Source organism: Vagococcus fluvialis bH819 (assembly GCF_900163795.1).
In the GTDB taxonomy this organism is placed as follows: Bacteria; Bacillota; Bacilli; order Lactobacillales; family Vagococcaceae; genus Vagococcus; species Vagococcus fluvialis_A.
The window spans coordinates 521476-536382 of the sequence record NZ_FWFD01000015.1 but is presented as its reverse complement, the minus strand read 5'-3'; the positions used below and the strand labels follow the sequence as shown (position 1 = coordinate 536382).

15 protein-coding genes and 1 other annotated feature are annotated in these 14907 nt (G+C 33.0%); of the genes, 2 read left to right on the top strand and 13 right to left on the bottom strand.

Annotated elements, in window-relative coordinates; translation table 11 throughout:
- Positions 1-62: 62 nt before the first annotated feature.
- From FM121_RS12085 to FM121_RS12045, 9 genes are all read right to left on the bottom strand, one after another.
- A complete protein-coding gene (locus FM121_RS12085; protein ID WP_086952415.1) occupies positions 63-308 on the bottom strand; it encodes an acyl carrier protein in 246 nt (81 codons plus the stop codon).
- A 32-nt stretch (positions 309-340) separates the two neighbouring features.
- On the bottom strand, positions 341-1318 hold the full coding sequence (locus FM121_RS12080) for a beta-ketoacyl-ACP synthase III (RefSeq protein WP_086952414.1): 978 nt from the start codon (positions 1316-1318) through the stop codon (positions 341-343).
- Positions 1319-1340: 22 nt separating this feature from the next.
- Positions 1341-1781 (bottom strand): MarR family winged helix-turn-helix transcriptional regulator, encoded by a 441-nt coding sequence (locus tag FM121_RS12075; RefSeq protein WP_086952413.1) that lies wholly within the window; start codon positions 1779-1781, stop codon positions 1341-1343.
- A gap of 221 nt (positions 1782-2002) precedes the next feature.
- Positions 2003-2920: a YitT family protein gene (locus tag FM121_RS12070; RefSeq protein WP_086952412.1), complete on the bottom strand. Its 918-nt coding sequence runs from the start codon at positions 2918-2920 to the stop codon at positions 2003-2005.
- Positions 2921-3423: 503 nt separating this feature from the next.
- On the bottom strand, positions 3424-5841 hold the full coding sequence (gene pheT / locus FM121_RS12065) for a phenylalanine--tRNA ligase subunit beta (protein ID WP_086952411.1): 2418 nt from the start codon (positions 5839-5841) through the stop codon (positions 3424-3426).
- A 4-nt stretch (positions 5842-5845) separates the two neighbouring features.
- A complete protein-coding gene (gene pheS, locus FM121_RS12060) occupies positions 5846-6892 on the bottom strand; it encodes a phenylalanine--tRNA ligase subunit alpha (protein WP_086952410.1) in 1047 nt (348 codons plus the stop codon).
- A 52-nt stretch (positions 6893-6944) separates the two neighbouring features.
- Positions 6945-7153 (bottom strand) — a binding site (T-box leader).
- A 47-nt stretch (positions 7154-7200) separates the two neighbouring features.
- A complete protein-coding gene (locus tag FM121_RS12055) occupies positions 7201-7536 on the bottom strand; it encodes a winged helix-turn-helix transcriptional regulator (RefSeq protein WP_086952409.1) in 336 nt (111 codons plus the stop codon).
- Between the two features lie 90 nt (positions 7537-7626).
- Positions 7627-8130, bottom strand: a complete 504-nt coding sequence (locus tag FM121_RS12050; RefSeq protein ID WP_086952408.1) for an HD domain-containing protein — start codon at positions 8128-8130, stop codon at positions 7627-7629.
- A 127-nt stretch (positions 8131-8257) separates the two neighbouring features.
- A complete protein-coding gene (locus FM121_RS12045) occupies positions 8258-9019 on the bottom strand; it encodes a TrmH family RNA methyltransferase (protein ID WP_086952407.1) in 762 nt (253 codons plus the stop codon).
- 109 nt (positions 9020-9128) lie between these two features.
- Here FM121_RS12045 and FM121_RS12040 point away from each other — a divergent pair, with 109 nt between their 5' ends.
- Positions 9129-9401, top strand: coding sequence for an acylphosphatase (locus FM121_RS12040; RefSeq protein WP_086952406.1), 273 nt, complete (start codon positions 9129-9131; stop codon positions 9399-9401).
- An 83-nt stretch (positions 9402-9484) separates the two neighbouring features.
- Entirely contained in the window at positions 9485-10414 is a 930-nt protein-coding gene (yidC, locus tag FM121_RS12035) for a membrane protein insertase YidC (RefSeq protein ID WP_086952405.1), read from the top strand.
- Between the two features lie 76 nt (positions 10415-10490).
- On the opposite strand, the gene thrB is transcribed toward yidC, so the two are convergent.
- The 4 genes from thrB to FM121_RS12015 form a co-directional block, all read right to left on the bottom strand.
- Positions 10491-11351 (bottom strand): homoserine kinase, encoded by an 861-nt coding sequence (thrB, locus tag FM121_RS12030; protein WP_086952404.1) that lies wholly within the window; start codon positions 11349-11351, stop codon positions 10491-10493.
- Positions 11352-11363: 12 nt separating this feature from the next.
- Entirely contained in the window at positions 11364-12647 is a 1284-nt protein-coding gene (locus FM121_RS12025) for a homoserine dehydrogenase (RefSeq protein ID WP_086952403.1), read from the bottom strand.
- 128 nt (positions 12648-12775) lie between these two features.
- A complete protein-coding gene (locus FM121_RS12020; RefSeq protein ID WP_086952402.1) occupies positions 12776-13081 on the bottom strand; it encodes an ArsR/SmtB family transcription factor in 306 nt (101 codons plus the stop codon).
- Positions 13082-13114: 33 nt separating this feature from the next.
- On the bottom strand, positions 13115-14833 hold the full coding sequence (locus FM121_RS12015; RefSeq protein WP_086952401.1) for a phospho-sugar mutase: 1719 nt from the start codon (positions 14831-14833) through the stop codon (positions 13115-13117).
- Positions 14834-14907 lie beyond the last annotated feature (74 nt).

The window sequence follows — 14907 nt, the reverse complement described above, 5'->3', positions numbered from 1 at the left end:
CCTTTAAAAAAATAGCTCGCAAAGTCAGTGACTTCACAGCTATTTTCCCTATTTTATTTAATTTAGTTATTTTCTGCTATTTGTTTGTCAACGAACTTCACTAGGTCTTCAACAGTGTTTAAACCTTCGTCAGTTTCAATTTTAATATCTGAATCCTCGAATGCATCTTCAATATCATTCATGATTTGGAATAAATCTAAACTATCCGCTTCTAATTCTTCACGGAAATTTGTTGTTAATTTTACCTCTTCTTCTTCTTTACCTAATTGATCCACGATAATTTCTTGAATTTTTGCAAATGTTGACATAATAATTTTCCTCCAATAATGGTTATAATTTTTTATAATTTCAGTAAAATACTTCCCCAGGTCAAACCAGCACCATAGCCAGTTAGCATAAGCTTCTGATTACTTCCCAGAGTTAATGTTCCCTTTTCTACTTCATCAACAAGAAGAAGTGGAACTGAGGCAGCTGACGTATTACCGTAAAACTGCACATTATGTAACATTTTTAACATTGGAATTTTAGTTTTCTTTGCAATCGCTTCTAAAATCCGAATGTTTGCTTGATGGGCTAAACAATAATCTAATCCTTCCTTGAAATCTAAATTTTGATTCAAGGTTTCAAGCATATTTTTCGAAACATCTCGTAATGCAAAATCAAATATCTGTTTACCTTCCATCTTCATTCCTTCTGATTGTTTTTCAGTAGGTTTCTTAAATGGGTTATGATTGATATTTTCCTTAGCAAATAGAGCCATTCCCCTTGTACCATCAGATTGAAGTTTTTCTTCAAAGAACTTCTGCGTTGGTGAGCTGTTTTCTAACAACACGCCTGCTGCTCCATCTCCAAATAGTACCGCTGTACTTCTGTCTTCCCAATTAAGCATGGTTGACATCGTTTCAGCACCAACAACTAATCCTCTTTGGTATTTTCCACTTGATAAGAATTTTTCAGCGGTGGAAAGAGCAAAGATAAAACCAGAACAGGCTGCATTAATGTCTAAACAAAAAGCATTTTTTGCTCCAATATTATTTTGAACCAAACAAGCAGTTGATGGTGTACCGTAATCTGCAGTCATTGTCGCAATAATAATAAAATCTAAACTTAAAACATCTAACTCTTTAACTAGCTGTTTGGCTACTCCTGTGGCAAGATCACTCGTTGTTTCTTCTATAGAAATACGACGCTCTCTGATTCCTGTTCTTGAAGCAATCCATTCATTACTGGTTTCCATGATTTTTGATAAATCATCATTCGTTATTCTATTAGATGGTAAGTATTTTGCCACCCTCGTTATTTGAGGATATAACTGCATAACGTTACAACTCCTTACTCGCCTAATAATATTTCTTTAGAAAATTGTGAAGACTTTGTAATCCTCTTACAAGAGCTTCTTTTTCTTCTCCTGCCATATCTTCCAAGGCAGCTTCAACCATTTTTTTATGGAATAGTTGATGCGATCTATAAAACAGACGACCTCGATTTGTGAGTTTCAAGCGCACAATCCGTCTGTCTGAATCACTCCTCACACGATCAACATATCCTTTTTTTACCAAATTATTCACAGCCACCGTCAAGGTACCGACTGTTACAGACAATTCCTTTGCAACTTCTCCTGTTGTTTTACTTTCACCCATACCGATCGCCTCAATTGTATGCATCTCTTTGATTGATAAATCAGAAAAGCTACTTTTTTTAAGTTCCGATTCTTCAATTGTCAAAATGTCATTAAAGACTCTTACTAGCTGGGCATTGACGAGATTCATATTATCATCCATTCCAAATGCCTCTTTCACTATTAGTTTGATAATCAAAGTATATGGGTAAAAAAAAGAAAAAGCAACGAAAAAATAGTTTGATAATCAAATGATTTGATATTCAAAGTATATGCAATGAGTTAAAAAATTGCAACCTTTTTTTATTAAAAAATTTGTAAATAACTAAAATCCATTGATATAATAAGCTTTTATATGTAAAAAAAAACAAGCGAGAAAGAGCATTATTGCTCTTTCATCGCTTCTCTCATCATTTTTTTCTTTTCATTTTGTTGATCTTCATTCCAAAAACTACCGTAAACAGTTTGCGTTGGAAGAATATTTATAAAAGCATTTTGATCTACCATATAAACTGCTTGCTCTAATGCATAAAGTTCATATTTGGTAACCACCATCATAATCACAGGAACCTCTTTTCTTGTATAAACTCCTGTTCCAGGTAAAAGTGTCATCCCTCGAATAATTTCCTCTTGAATTGATTTAATGGCTTCTTCTGGTTTTGAGGTCATAATAAAAGCTGTCACTTTTTGATGACTTGTATGGATCATATCTACTACCTGAGTTGTTCCATATATTGAAATAATCGTAAACAGTGCTGATTCCCAATCAAAAACAAAACCTGCTGTAGCAATAATAAAAACATTAATAATCATCATAAGAGAACCAACCGTTCTTCCAGTCGTTTTAGATAAGACTAAAGAGACAATGTCCATCCCACCTGTACTAAAACCGTACTTCATAGTTGTTCCAACAGCTACACCCGTTAGAACGCCACCAACAATCCCATTCATTAATTGATTATCAGTAATCTCAATGATTGGAATAATTAACGTCATGATTGTTGTTGAAAGTACCGTTAATAAGCTAAAGATTGTGGCTGATTTTCCTAACTTAATCCATCCCAAAACTGCTATGGGAACATTCATAATAAAAATTAAAATACCTGTATCTAAATTTATGCCAAATGATGTCGCTAAAATTCCCGATATTAATTGTGCTATCCCGTTTACTCCCGCAGAAAAGACGTTAGCTGGTATTAAAAATAAGTTCAACGCGACTGCTATCACTACACCTGCAAAAATAACAATAATACTTTTTTTAATCATTTCATTCTTTTGATAAACATTTTTTATTTGTCCCATTTTTTTATCCTCCTTAATCTATCTTCCTTGATTAGATTAACAAGTAAACATAAAAAAAGAAAGCAGAAAAACTCCTTTTCTTTTTTTTCTTAACATTGTTTAATGTTAGTCATCTTTTTATTAATTTTTTTCAAATTATCCCTTGTTTATTTTAATGTAAACAATTGTTTAAAATATATAATTAATCAATTCAAGATAGTAATTATTATTTATTTTTAATAATTTCGTACAACACTACCTATATGATTTCCTAGCTAAATAAATATTTTAAATGTATTGTCCGAACAATATCTGATTGTGACTTTTAAATACCTTGTCACTAAACAAGGATTTTTGTTAATTTAGAGTATCATTAATTTATTAATTATAAAGAGGGTGGGTCAAAAGTTGTTTTGCCTCCAGTTGTCGTGAGAGCAGACTTTTTATCCCCTGACTATTAAAAATCATTCATATAAATAAAATAGAGACTGACAAATTTAAGTCAGTCTCCATTTTTTATTTATTTATCTTACTTCTATGTTTAATTGTTCTAAAAGTGCCGTATTTACTTTCTCCATAACTGATGTTACCTCTTCATCAACAAGAGTTGCTTCATCATTTCTAAAGATTAATGAATAAGCTAAAGATTTTTTATGATCTCCTAATTTTTCGTTTTGGAAAACATCAAATAGCTGAATATCAACTAAGTATTTACCGCCTTTACTCACAATAACATTAATGATATCTTGACTTTCAATAGCAGTATCAGCTAAGAGTGCAATATCACGTTTAATTGAAGGGTATTTACCGACTTCTTGATAAGTTGGTTCAGTTTTGGCTAGTTCACATAGAGTATCTAAATCTAATTCACATACATACGTTTCATTTATTTCCATCTCTTTAGCAAATATTGGGTGAACTTGCCCCATAAAACCAACTTTTTCTAACCCAATATAAATATCAGCCGAACGACCTGGGTGTAACTCTTGATATTCTTTAGTTGCATTGAAACGTAAGTCGCCTTCTAAGTCTAATAATTCCATTAATTTTTCAACAATTCCTTTTAAAGTGTAGAAGTCTACAGCTTCGGCTGGACTATCCCAAGTTTTCCCAAACCAAGTACCAGATAATGCCATACTTAAATGTTTAGTTTCTTTGGGTAAACCAGTCGCTTCTAGCTGTTCAAAGATATTACCAATCTCATAAAAGGCAATTTGATTGTTTTTACGCGCTTGATTATATGCCACGTTTTTTAACAATCCTGAAACTAAACTTTGACGAGCTGTCGATCGTTCTTCACTCATTGGAAGATCCAAAGCAACCACATCTTTTGGATCAAGAACAAATTTAGTGGCCAATTCAGGTGTTGTTAACATGTAGCTAATTGCCTCAGTTAAGCCATTACCTTCCAACTGGCGTCTAATATCTCTGATTACTTTTTGGTTTCTTGATAATTTACCAGCAACTGATGAGCCTTTTGGTAAAGTCGATGGTAAGTTATCATAACCAAAAATACGAGCAACTTCTTCTACTAAATCTGCCTCGATAGAAATATCCCAACGTCTTGGTGGAATACTAACAACAAATGTTTCTGCAGTTTCTTCTGAGCCAAATCCTAAACTTTCAAAAATCGATTGAACATCTCTTACTGATAAATCAGTTCCCAATGATCCGTTAATTTTGTCTAAGGTAATCGAAACAACTACATCTTTTTTATGATAGTCGTTTGAGATAACTTCACCAGAAACTACGACACCATCACTTAATTCTGCAATCATTTGAGCTGCAAAAGCACTTGCTTCTTCAATAGTAGAAACATTGATACCACGTTCAAATCGTTTACTAGATTCACTTGACAAACCAAATCCACGAGCAGTACGACGAGTCAATGTTGAGTTAAATAAAGCTGTTTCTAAAGCAACAGTTGTCGTATTTTTTGTGATTTCAGAGTCAAAGCCTCCCATAACACCTGCTAAAGCAATTGGATCACTACCATTTGTGATCACTAAATTTTCAGTTGTTAATTCTCTTTCTTCTTCATCTAATGTCACTAATTTTTCACCATCATTAGCACGACGAACGTTAATTTCTTTACTGCCTAATTTATCATAATCAAAAGCATGTTGAGGTTGCCCAAATAAAAGTAAAACATAGTTAGTTACATCTACTACATTATTAATTGGACGAATGCCTTCATTCATTAATAATGTCTGTAACCACATTGGACTTTCTTTGATTGTCACATCTTTAATCACACGCATACGATAAGTTGGTGTATCTTCTTGATTTTCTACATCCACAGACACGTAATCTGAAATATTAGCGTCACTTGCTTCTACTAATTCTTTCACTGGGAACGTTACTTTACGATTATAGATAGCTGCCACTTCATGAGCCACTCCGCGCATACTTAGAGCATCTGCTCTATTAGGTGTGATAGATAATTCAACAATCGCATCATCCATTGCTAAATATGAGAAAACTTCATCTCCTGGTGTTGCCTCATCTGGTAAGAAATAAATACCATCCGCATAGGCTTTAGGAACCACACTTGTTGAATAGCCTAATTCATCTAATGAACAAACCATTCCTAATGAAACTTCTCCACGCATCTTACCTTTTTTTATCTTAACGTTTCCTGTAATACGAGAATTAGGTAAAGCAACAATAACTTTTTTACCTGCACGAATATTTGGTGCGCCACAAACGATTTGGTATAACTCTTCTTCACCTACGTCAATTTGACAAACCGATAAGTGATCGCTATCACCATGAGGGCGACATTCTTTCACATCTCCTACGACGATTTTTTTAAGTCCTTCTTGAGGAATTGCTACATCTTCTACTTCAATTCCAGAACGAGACATTTTATCTGCTAATTGTTCTGGTGTAATATCTTTTAAGTCCACTAATTTTTCTAACCATTTATAAGAAACTAACATTTTTTTACCCCTTTACTTTGAATTGTTCTAAGAATCGTAAGTCATTTTGATAGAAATAACGGATATCATTGACACCATATTTCAGCATTGCTACACGGTCTGGTCCTAAACCAAAAGCAAACCCACTAAATTTAGTGGCATCAATTCCTGACATTTCTAAAACATTAGGATGAATAATACCCGCCCCTAAAATTTCGATCCAACCAGTTTGTTTACAAACGTTACAGCCTTTACCTCCACATTTGAAACAACTAATATCAACTTCTACTGACGGCTCAGTAAACGGAAAATAACTTGGACGTAGACGGATTTCACGGTCTTCACCAAATAGTTTTTTAAGTAAAACTTCTAACGTTCCTTTTAAATCACCCATTGTAATATGTTCGTCAATCACTAAACCTTCGATTTGATGGAACTGGTGACTATGAGTGGCATCATCACTATCACGACGGAATACTTTACCTGGGCTGATCATTCTAAGTGGTCCAGTTGAAAAGTCATGTTTTTCCATCGTTCTAGCTTGAACAGGTGATGTATGAGTTCTTAATAGAACATCTTCACTAATATAAAATGTATCATGCATATCACGAGCTGGATGATCTTGAGGGATATTCATACGTTCAAAGTTATAATGATCTTCCTCAACTTCATAACCTTCAATCACTTCATAGCCTAAACCTAAGAAAACATCTTCAATTTCTTCCATTACTTGCGTCAAAATATGTGGGGTTCCCACTTTAAATTCATGACCTGGTAACGTTACATCAATCGTTTCTTTTTCAAGAGCAGCATTCAAGGCTGCTTCTTCTAATGCCACTTTCTTTTGTTCCAACTCTAATGTTAAGTGGTCACGTACTTCATTAGCAAATCCACCAATAACAGGACGCATCTCAGGGTCTAGGTCTTTCATCCCTCTTAATACTTCCGTCATTGAGCCCTTTTTACCTAGAATTTGGACTCTAATCTCATTTAAGTGATCTAGCGTCTGTGTTGATTCAATCTTTGTTAATGTTTCTTTTTTTAATTGTTCCAATGTTTCTTTTAAAGACATTTTTTTCCATCCTTCCTATTTTTAGCAACAAAAAAAGACATCATTCCTTATGTAAAGGAACGATGTCTCGCGGTACCATCCTAATTCACACTAAAAAGTGTGCACTTTTATTTGTTAACGATGAATCCACCGGTTTATTACTGAGATAAACAACGTGAGAAGTGAACTTCATTTAACCTTTTAACAACTTGCTTTCAGTCTAGCGACAAGTTTTCCTTTTGAAAAAATAATTAAATTACTCTTTTCTCTTAAAGTTATTATTATATTGCATTCATATTACAAGAAACGATGTAAAAGGTCAAGTTACTTTAATAAACTTGTACCCATTTCTCACCCCAAGTTTTGATTTCGTCCATTACAGGTTTTAATTCTAAGCCTTTTTCAGTCAAACCATACTCAATCCGGTTACTCTCTTCAGAAAAAACTTTTCTGTCTAATATTCCTTTTTCTTCTAACTCTTTTAAACGTTCTACTAATACACGATCGCTTACATCCGGTATTTTAGTCGCTAGTTCAACAAATCGTTGGCATCCATCCTCTATTAAGACATCGATAATGAGACCATTCCATTTTTTTCCTAAAATCTCAAATGTTTTTTCAAATTTAGGACATAGCGTAAATTGACGTTCTTCACATGATTCCATACTTTCACCTCATTCATACTATTTATATTAAAAGTATATCTATTAGTATAAATGAAAAAGCCGACTTATTCTAGCAAGTCGACTTACTTTTTATACATTAACTAAACCAAAATAGTTAGATGCTTTATATTTCATTTTTTGATACAAAGGAACAAATACTTCCTCGCATGCACAATATTTATCAACTAATGTTACAATATAACTTTCTTTGTACTTAGGTGGGGCGACAGTCGCTCCAAACATGTGTTTCACAATAATATCTTCTTCAAGTTTTGAAATTTCAGTTAATTTTTTAGCATTCTCTAAGGCAATTCTTGGATGAACATAGGCATGTGAGCCATCATTAGATTTTTCTTCAGTTCGCCAGTCATAAAAGAATAAATCATGTAAAAGTCCTGCTCTTGCTGTTGCTCTAGCGTTACCATTCCATTTTTTAGCTAATAAAAAACTTCTATATGATACATTAATCGAATGATCTAAGCGATTAGAATAATGGTGCTGTTTAAAATCGACTAAGCTTTGAACATCTTGTGTATCAATCAAATCCGCTACTAATTCCAAATATTCAGTGTCATTTTTCCAGTTTAATGTCATAAGTTATGGTCACTTTCCTTTAGTTTATATGCTTATTAATTTTATTATTTTATTAACAAACTGTATTCTATCACGTTGAAATAATAATTACTAGTTTAATAAACGTCCTTAACAAAATTGTAATATATTAAATAGAAAACATAATAATTCCTGCTGCAATGGCTACGTTTAATGACTCAGCTTGACCTTTCATTGGGATATACACATTATAATCTGTTTCTGCTAAAATTTCTCTAGAAACACCTTGTCCCTCATTGCCAAAAATGATTCCTAATTTGGACTCTTTGTTTATACTACAATAAGAAATAGCTTTTTCATTCAGTTCAGTTCCATATAATTCAAAATTTTGTTCTTTCAATTCATTAATTTTGACTAATATAGGAACTTCTTCAACTTGAATATGAAATTGACTTCCTTGCATCGATCGAACAACTTTAGAGTTATAAATATCTGCTGTTCCTTCACCTAAAATGACACAATCAAAACCAGCTGCATCGGCCGTTCGAATCATAGTTCCTACATTTCCAGGGTCTTGAACATTATCTAGCAGCAGTACCTTACCTGCTGAACTTAAATCAACCTTGTTAGTATTTTTAGCTACAACTGCCATAATAGGTTGTGGACTAGGTAAACTAGATAGATGCTTCATAATATCTTCCGTAACTTGGACTATAATTTCAGCATCTACTTGACTCACTAAGTCGTCGTATGTTTCTTGGGATTCTTCAGTAACGATTAAACATTCCATAGATGCATTAAAATTAATCGCTTCTTCCACTAAATGCTCACCTTCTATAAGATAGCGTTTTTGTTGATCTCTATGTTTTTTTTGTTCTAGTTTTTTTATGTGTTTGACCCAATCATTTTTTATCGATTCTATTATTTTCATTGTTTTCCCTCTCAATCCCATTAATTATAACAAATTTCAAAAGAATTTACAGTTTGATTAACAAAAGCTATAATTTATATAAACAAATAAAAAATAAGGAGCATGACCTATGAAAGTTAGTTTATTAGTTTCTGGACATGTACAAGGTGTTGGTTTTAGGTACATGACAAAAATAAAAGCAGATAATTTAGGTGTCTTGGGTTCCGTTAGAAATAAAGCTAATGGTGATGTTTATATTGAAGCAACAGGTAATGAGGCAGTTATTCGAGAATTTATTGACATCGTTAAAAATTCACCTGCACCATTTGGACGTGTGGATCATGTCACTATTAATTATCTAGATGAATTGGAAGATTATCGTAGTTTTTCCATTTGTTACTAAATATATTTCATTTTTAGATTGAAAAAATGTGAAATTTTAGATATAGTATTCTTTGTGTAGATTAAAGAAAAGGAACGAATTGAATGAGACGATTAAAACGATGGATGATAACATCCAGTTTATTCGGGTTACTGCTTTTTCTTTCTGGTTGTGTTAAGACTGATAAAACAGGAAATCCTACAGGGGATGGTTTTGTTTATAATTTCCTTGTAAAACCTATGAGTAACATGATTACATTTTTAGCAGAGGACTGGGGACTTGGTTTTGGTTTAGCCATCATCCTACTAACAGTTGTCGTTCGTTTGATTATTATGCCACTTGGTTTAAGTCAAATGAAAAAATCAATGGTTCAACAAGAAAAAATGGCTTCAGTTAAGCCATACACTGATGAAATCAACAAAAGAATGAAAGCAGCTACTTCAAACGAAGAAAAAATGCAGGCTCAAACTGAGTTACAACAACTTTATAAGGATAATAATATTAACCTTATGGGTGGAATGGGATGTCTTCCATTATTAATTCAAATGCCTATTTTTACAGCTCTTTTCTTTGCCGCAAAATTTACCCCTGGTATTAATGGAACAATCTTTTTAGGCATTAATCTAGGTAAACCAAGCATGTTATTAGTTGCTTTAGCTGGTATTAGTTACTTTGCTCAAAGTTACATTAGTATGATCGGCATGAATGAAGAACAGAAAAAACAAATGAAGATGATGAGCTATATGTCTCCTATTATGATTATTATGTTCTCAATCAGCGCTCCTGCTGGCGTTACTTTATATTGGGTAATCGGTGGTATTTTCAGTTGTATTCAATCTTTAATTACTAATCTTTATCATAAGCCAAAAATTAAAGCTGATCTTGCTGAACAACTAGAAAAGAATCCAATTAAAGTTGTGAAACCTAAAGTTAAAGATGTGACACCACAAGCTAAACAAAAGCCAACTAACAAAAATAATAGCAAAAATAAAAATGCTAAAGGTCGAAATGCTGGTAAGCAACAAAACAAATAAATTTTTCTATCCATAAAGTAAAGCCTCAAACACAAAATTTGAAAACAATTTTTGTGTTTGAGGCCTTTTTTTATTTTTACAACATACGAACCCCTAATTCATCAACCTCTAACGTTTTAACTAAACTATCATTCAATTTTTCTTGAAGAATGATAGCTATTTTTTCTTTATCTTCTAGTGGGCATAAAACTAACACTGTTGGACCCGCACCACTTAAAACTGCTGTATAGATATTTAAAGATTTTTTTAATGCTCTGACTTGGTTTAATTCAGGTACTAAGGCATTTCTGAATGGTTCGTGCCATTTATCTTGTTCCATCAATAGACCAGCTTGCTTTAAATCCCCAGTAATCAGAGAACTAAGAACTACATTTGAGATGCTACTTGCCTCTACAGCATACTCATAGGTTAATCTATCCGGTAAAACATTGCGGCTTACTTTCGTTAATAGTTGATAATCAGGAATAACTGCTATCATACCGCACTTAGGAAAATCATGTCTTGTATAATATATTCCGTCTTCTAATTGGCTTGCCACCACAAAGCTCCCTAAAATAGCTGGAGCCACATTATCTGGATGACCTTCAATTTTCGATGCAATTCTCAATTTTTCTTCCTTAGTTAATGCTAAGCGTCCTAACTGATTTGCAAGTTCAATTCCCGCAACAATTGCTGAGGAACTACTTCCTAAACCTCTTGCTAAAGGAATATCTGTTGTCATTTTTACTTTATGAGGATCCAGTTCAGGACATACTTCTAGAGCTGTTTTTATAATAAGATTATTTTCATCCGTTGCTAGATTTTCAAGATTATGTTCAATAATCCACTGAGTGCTCTTGCCTACTATTTCTAACTCTAAATACATCGATAAAGCTAAGCCAAATGAATCAAAACCAGGACCTAAATTAGCGGTTGTTGCTGGCACAATAATTCTCATAAACTCACTCCTTTAAATAAGCTTATAACTTACTTCGTTATTTATTTTGTACTTATTTCTAATATTATCTATCAACTCTTTTAATTGTTGACTAGTTATTTTATCTATTAGGATTATCATTTCTAATTTTTTTCCCTCAGTAATTTGAGTTTGAAAATGGACCACATTAGAACATGTCATATCAATTATCATTTTAATCTCTTCAATCATTTTCTCTGTATTTTCAAGTTCAAAAGTTAAGAAATATTTTGACATAATTTCAGCTTGATTTGCTAAAGTTAGCCCTTCATAAAATGAACTAAATGGTAATATGTTTTCCGTTTGATCCATTAATTCAATAACCGAAAGTAAATCACTTAAAATGCTAGTTGCTGTGGGATTAGCTCCTGCACCCGGTCCATAGTACATTGTTTCTTCCATACCAACACTGTTGATAAAAACGGCATTCATCTCATTTTCAACACTGGCTAAGGGGTGATTATTCGGTACTAATAATGGTGACACTTCGGTTATGATTCCCTTACTCGTTAACTTGCTAGAGCCTAATAATTTTATCTGATACCCTAAGGCATTTGCCAATTGAATATCTCTTAAAGTAACTTTTGTAATACCTTGAGTGGACACTTGTTTCATATCAAGTCCCATACCAAAACAAAATTTAGTTAAAATAACCATTTTATAAGCTGCGTCAATTCCTTCTACATCATTTTTCGGGTCTGATTCAGCAAAACCTAATTTTTGTGCTTCGTTCAAAGCTTCATTGTATGTCCAGTTTTGTTTAGTCATTTGAGTTAGCATATAGTTAGTCGTACCGTTGACAATGCCATATACACTGGTGATTTTATCTACCTTATAATTGTTAGAAATTGTTCTTAATATCGGTATGCCACCTGCAACAGCTGCTTCATAGTACAAACAACACTTATTTTCTTGTGCTATTTTTTCTAATTCTGTCCCATGTTGTGCCATTAAATCTTTATTAGCGGTAATGACATGTTTCTTATTTTTTAAAGCGGTGATGATGCTTTCTTTTGCTAATTCTGTTCCGCCCATTACTTCGATAACAATTTGAATGTCATCATTTTCTAAAATATCTGAAATATCACTTGTTAAATTCAAATTAAATTTATCTGCTATCATTTTTTTGCTTGCGATATTCCTCACAAAAACTTTCTCTATTTCAATCGAAACCTTAGTCATCTTTTCTATTTTATTTTGTTGTTCTTTTAATAAAAATGGTATAGCTGACCCTACAGTCCCTAATCCCAAAATACCCACTCTGACTTTTTTATCCATTTTATCACCTCTATGTTATTAAAACACACTCATTTTTTTCTCATCTTTTATTAATTATAACGAATTTTAAACATAAAAAAAAGAGGAAAGACAAAACTAACTAATTATTGTCTGTTCCTCTTCTAATATTATTCTTCGATATGACTTAAATGTAAGAAAGTTTCGGATAAAATTTCTGTTACATGATGATCGTCTAAAGAATAAACAACCGTCTTTCCTTCTTTTCTAGACTTTACTAAGTAATTTTCTCTTAGTAATTTTAATTGATGAGAGATTGCTGATTGTTCCATTCCTAATTTATTAGTAATAGAAGTCACGTTCAATTCTTCTTCAGAAAGAGCTAGTAAAATTTTTAACCTTGTTGGATCACTAATACTTTTATAAAATTTACTCACACTTAATATGTTCTCATCTGTTACGCCTTCAAACTTCATTAATCCATCTCCACCTTCATAAAGTTACGATAATCAATCAATAAATTGATTAACAGCCTGTTCGAATGCGACTATTTTTTGATTCGTCTCTGTTTGATTTTCTCCTTTAACACCTAAATAGAATTTAATTTTAGGTTCAGTTCCTGAAGGTCTAATTGCTATCCAACTACCATCTTTTAAAAAGAATTTTAAAACATCCGCTGGTGGCAAATCAATCGATTCTTCTTTTTTGGAGGCATAGATTCTAACTTGAGATTGGTAATCTTCGTAATAATTTACCTTAATGCCTGCAAAATCCACTGGAATATTGCTACGAACGTCTTTCATCAGTTGTTTAATTTTTTCAACACCTTCAATACCACTCATCGTTACCGAAATTGTTTTTTCTTCAAAGTAACCAAATTCCTGATAGATATCTTCCATTGCATCTGCTAAGGTTTTATTTTTTTCTTTATAGAAAGCTGCAATTTCTGCAAGTAGTAATAATGCTTGGATGGCATCTTTATCCCTAACAAACGGTTGAACTAAATAACCATAACTTTCTTCGAAACCAAAAACAAAGGATTGGGAATTATCTTCTTCATATTCTTTAATTTTTTCAGCGATAAACTTGAAACCAGTCAAGACATTAACCATTTTCACATCAAATTTTTCACAAATTGCTGTTGATAATTCACTTGATACAATTGATTTTAACACAACTGCTTTTTCTGATAAAGTTCCTTGATCTTTTTGTGCCTGTAGTAAGTAATGAACCATTAAACTCCCTAGTTGATTACCTGTTAACACTTCATAACTACCATCAGCTTTTTTAACAGCCGCTCCTAAACGGTCAGCGTCAGGATCGGTTGCCACTAAGAGCTCTGCATTCTCCTTTTCACCTAGCTTAATCGCATATTCAAATGCTGAATGTTCTTCAGGATTTGGAGACGTAACTGTTGAAAAATCAGGGTCGGCAATTGCTTGTTCCGGCACTAGTTGGAAACTTTCAAAACCTGCTTGTTTTAATGCACACTCACCCAACATCTTACCTGTCCCGTGAAGTGGTGTAAAAATTAATTTTAAGTCTTTTCCAGTCCGTTTAATCAACTCATGATTAACACTCACTGATTTAATATTTTCTAAATAAGCCGCGTCAACTTCTTCACCAATAATGGTAATCAAATCTCCTGCTTCTTCTTGTAATTTAAATTCGATTTCTAAAGGGTTTTTGATTGAACGAACAAATTCTGTGACAGCATCTGCATCATGTGGTGGCATTTGACCGCCATCTTCCCCGTAAACTTTGAAACCGTTGTAAGCTGCCGGGTTATGACTTGCTGTTATCATAATTCCTGCAATACAATTAAAATGTCTTACAGCAAACGATAATTCAGGTGTTGGACGTAAACTTTCAAAGACATAAGAAGCAATGCCACGAGAAGCTAAAGTTTCTGCTGCTGCCATCGCAAATTCAGGCGATTGGTGTCTTGAATCATAGGCAATCGCTACGCCACGTTCTTTTTCAGATTCTCCTAAACTTTCGATAAATTGACCTAACCCATCTGTCGCTTGTCTTACAGTATAAACATTCATACGATTAATTCCTGCACCAATAATACCTCGCATTCCCGCTGTACCAAATTCTAATGGCGCATAAAACGCATCTTTCATCTTAGTTTCATCTTTTGTCATTTCTACTAGGCTTTCTTTAACTAATTCATCTATATCTTTAAAATCATTCCATTGTTGATATGTTTTTTTCCATTCCATTCTTCTTCACCTCTGTTTTTTATTCGCTTTCATTATACCACTTAAAGAAGTCTAGCAGTAAAAAAAATAGGAGG

Bases quoted from the DNA above. Each gene is read 5' to 3' on its own strand.
- FM121_RS12085 (WP_086952415.1), bottom strand. From the start codon at position 308: ATGTCAACATTTGCAAAAATTCAAGAAATTATCGTGGATCAATTAGGT.
- FM121_RS12080 (WP_086952414.1), bottom strand. From the start codon at position 1,318: ATGCAGTTATATCCTCAAATAACGAGGGTGGCAAAATACTTACCATCT.
- FM121_RS12075 (WP_086952413.1), bottom strand. From the start codon at position 1,781: ATGGATGATAATATGAATCTCGTCAATGCCCAGCTAGTAAGAGTCTTT.
- FM121_RS12070 (WP_086952412.1), bottom strand. From the start codon at position 2,920: ATGGGACAAATAAAAAATGTTTATCAAAAGAATGAAATGATTAAAAAA.
- pheT (WP_086952411.1), bottom strand. From the start codon at position 5,841: ATGTTAGTTTCTTATAAATGGTTAGAAAAATTAGTGGACTTAAAAGAT.
- pheS (WP_086952410.1), bottom strand. From the start codon at position 6,892: ATGTCTTTAAAAGAAACATTGGAACAATTAAAAAAAGAAACATTAACA.
- FM121_RS12055 (WP_086952409.1), bottom strand. From the start codon at position 7,536: ATGGAATCATGTGAAGAACGTCAATTTACGCTATGTCCTAAATTTGAA.
- FM121_RS12050 (WP_086952408.1), bottom strand. From the start codon at position 8,130: ATGACATTAAACTGGAAAAATGACACTGAATATTTGGAATTAGTAGCG.
- FM121_RS12045 (WP_086952407.1), bottom strand. From the start codon at position 9,019: ATGAAAATAATAGAATCGATAAAAAATGATTGGGTCAAACACATAAAA.
- FM121_RS12040 (WP_086952406.1), top strand. From the start codon at position 9,129: ATGAAAGTTAGTTTATTAGTTTCTGGACATGTACAAGGTGTTGGTTTT.
- yidC (WP_086952405.1), top strand. From the start codon at position 9,485: ATGAGACGATTAAAACGATGGATGATAACATCCAGTTTATTCGGGTTA.
- thrB (WP_086952404.1), bottom strand. From the start codon at position 11,351: ATGAGAATTATTGTGCCAGCAACAACCGCTAATTTAGGTCCTGGTTTT.
- FM121_RS12025 (WP_086952403.1), bottom strand. From the start codon at position 12,647: ATGGATAAAAAAGTCAGAGTGGGTATTTTGGGATTAGGGACTGTAGGG.
- FM121_RS12020 (WP_086952402.1), bottom strand. From the start codon at position 13,081: ATGAAGTTTGAAGGCGTAACAGATGAGAACATATTAAGTGTGAGTAAA.
- FM121_RS12015 (WP_086952401.1), bottom strand. From the start codon at position 14,833: ATGGAATGGAAAAAAACATATCAACAATGGAATGATTTTAAAGATATA.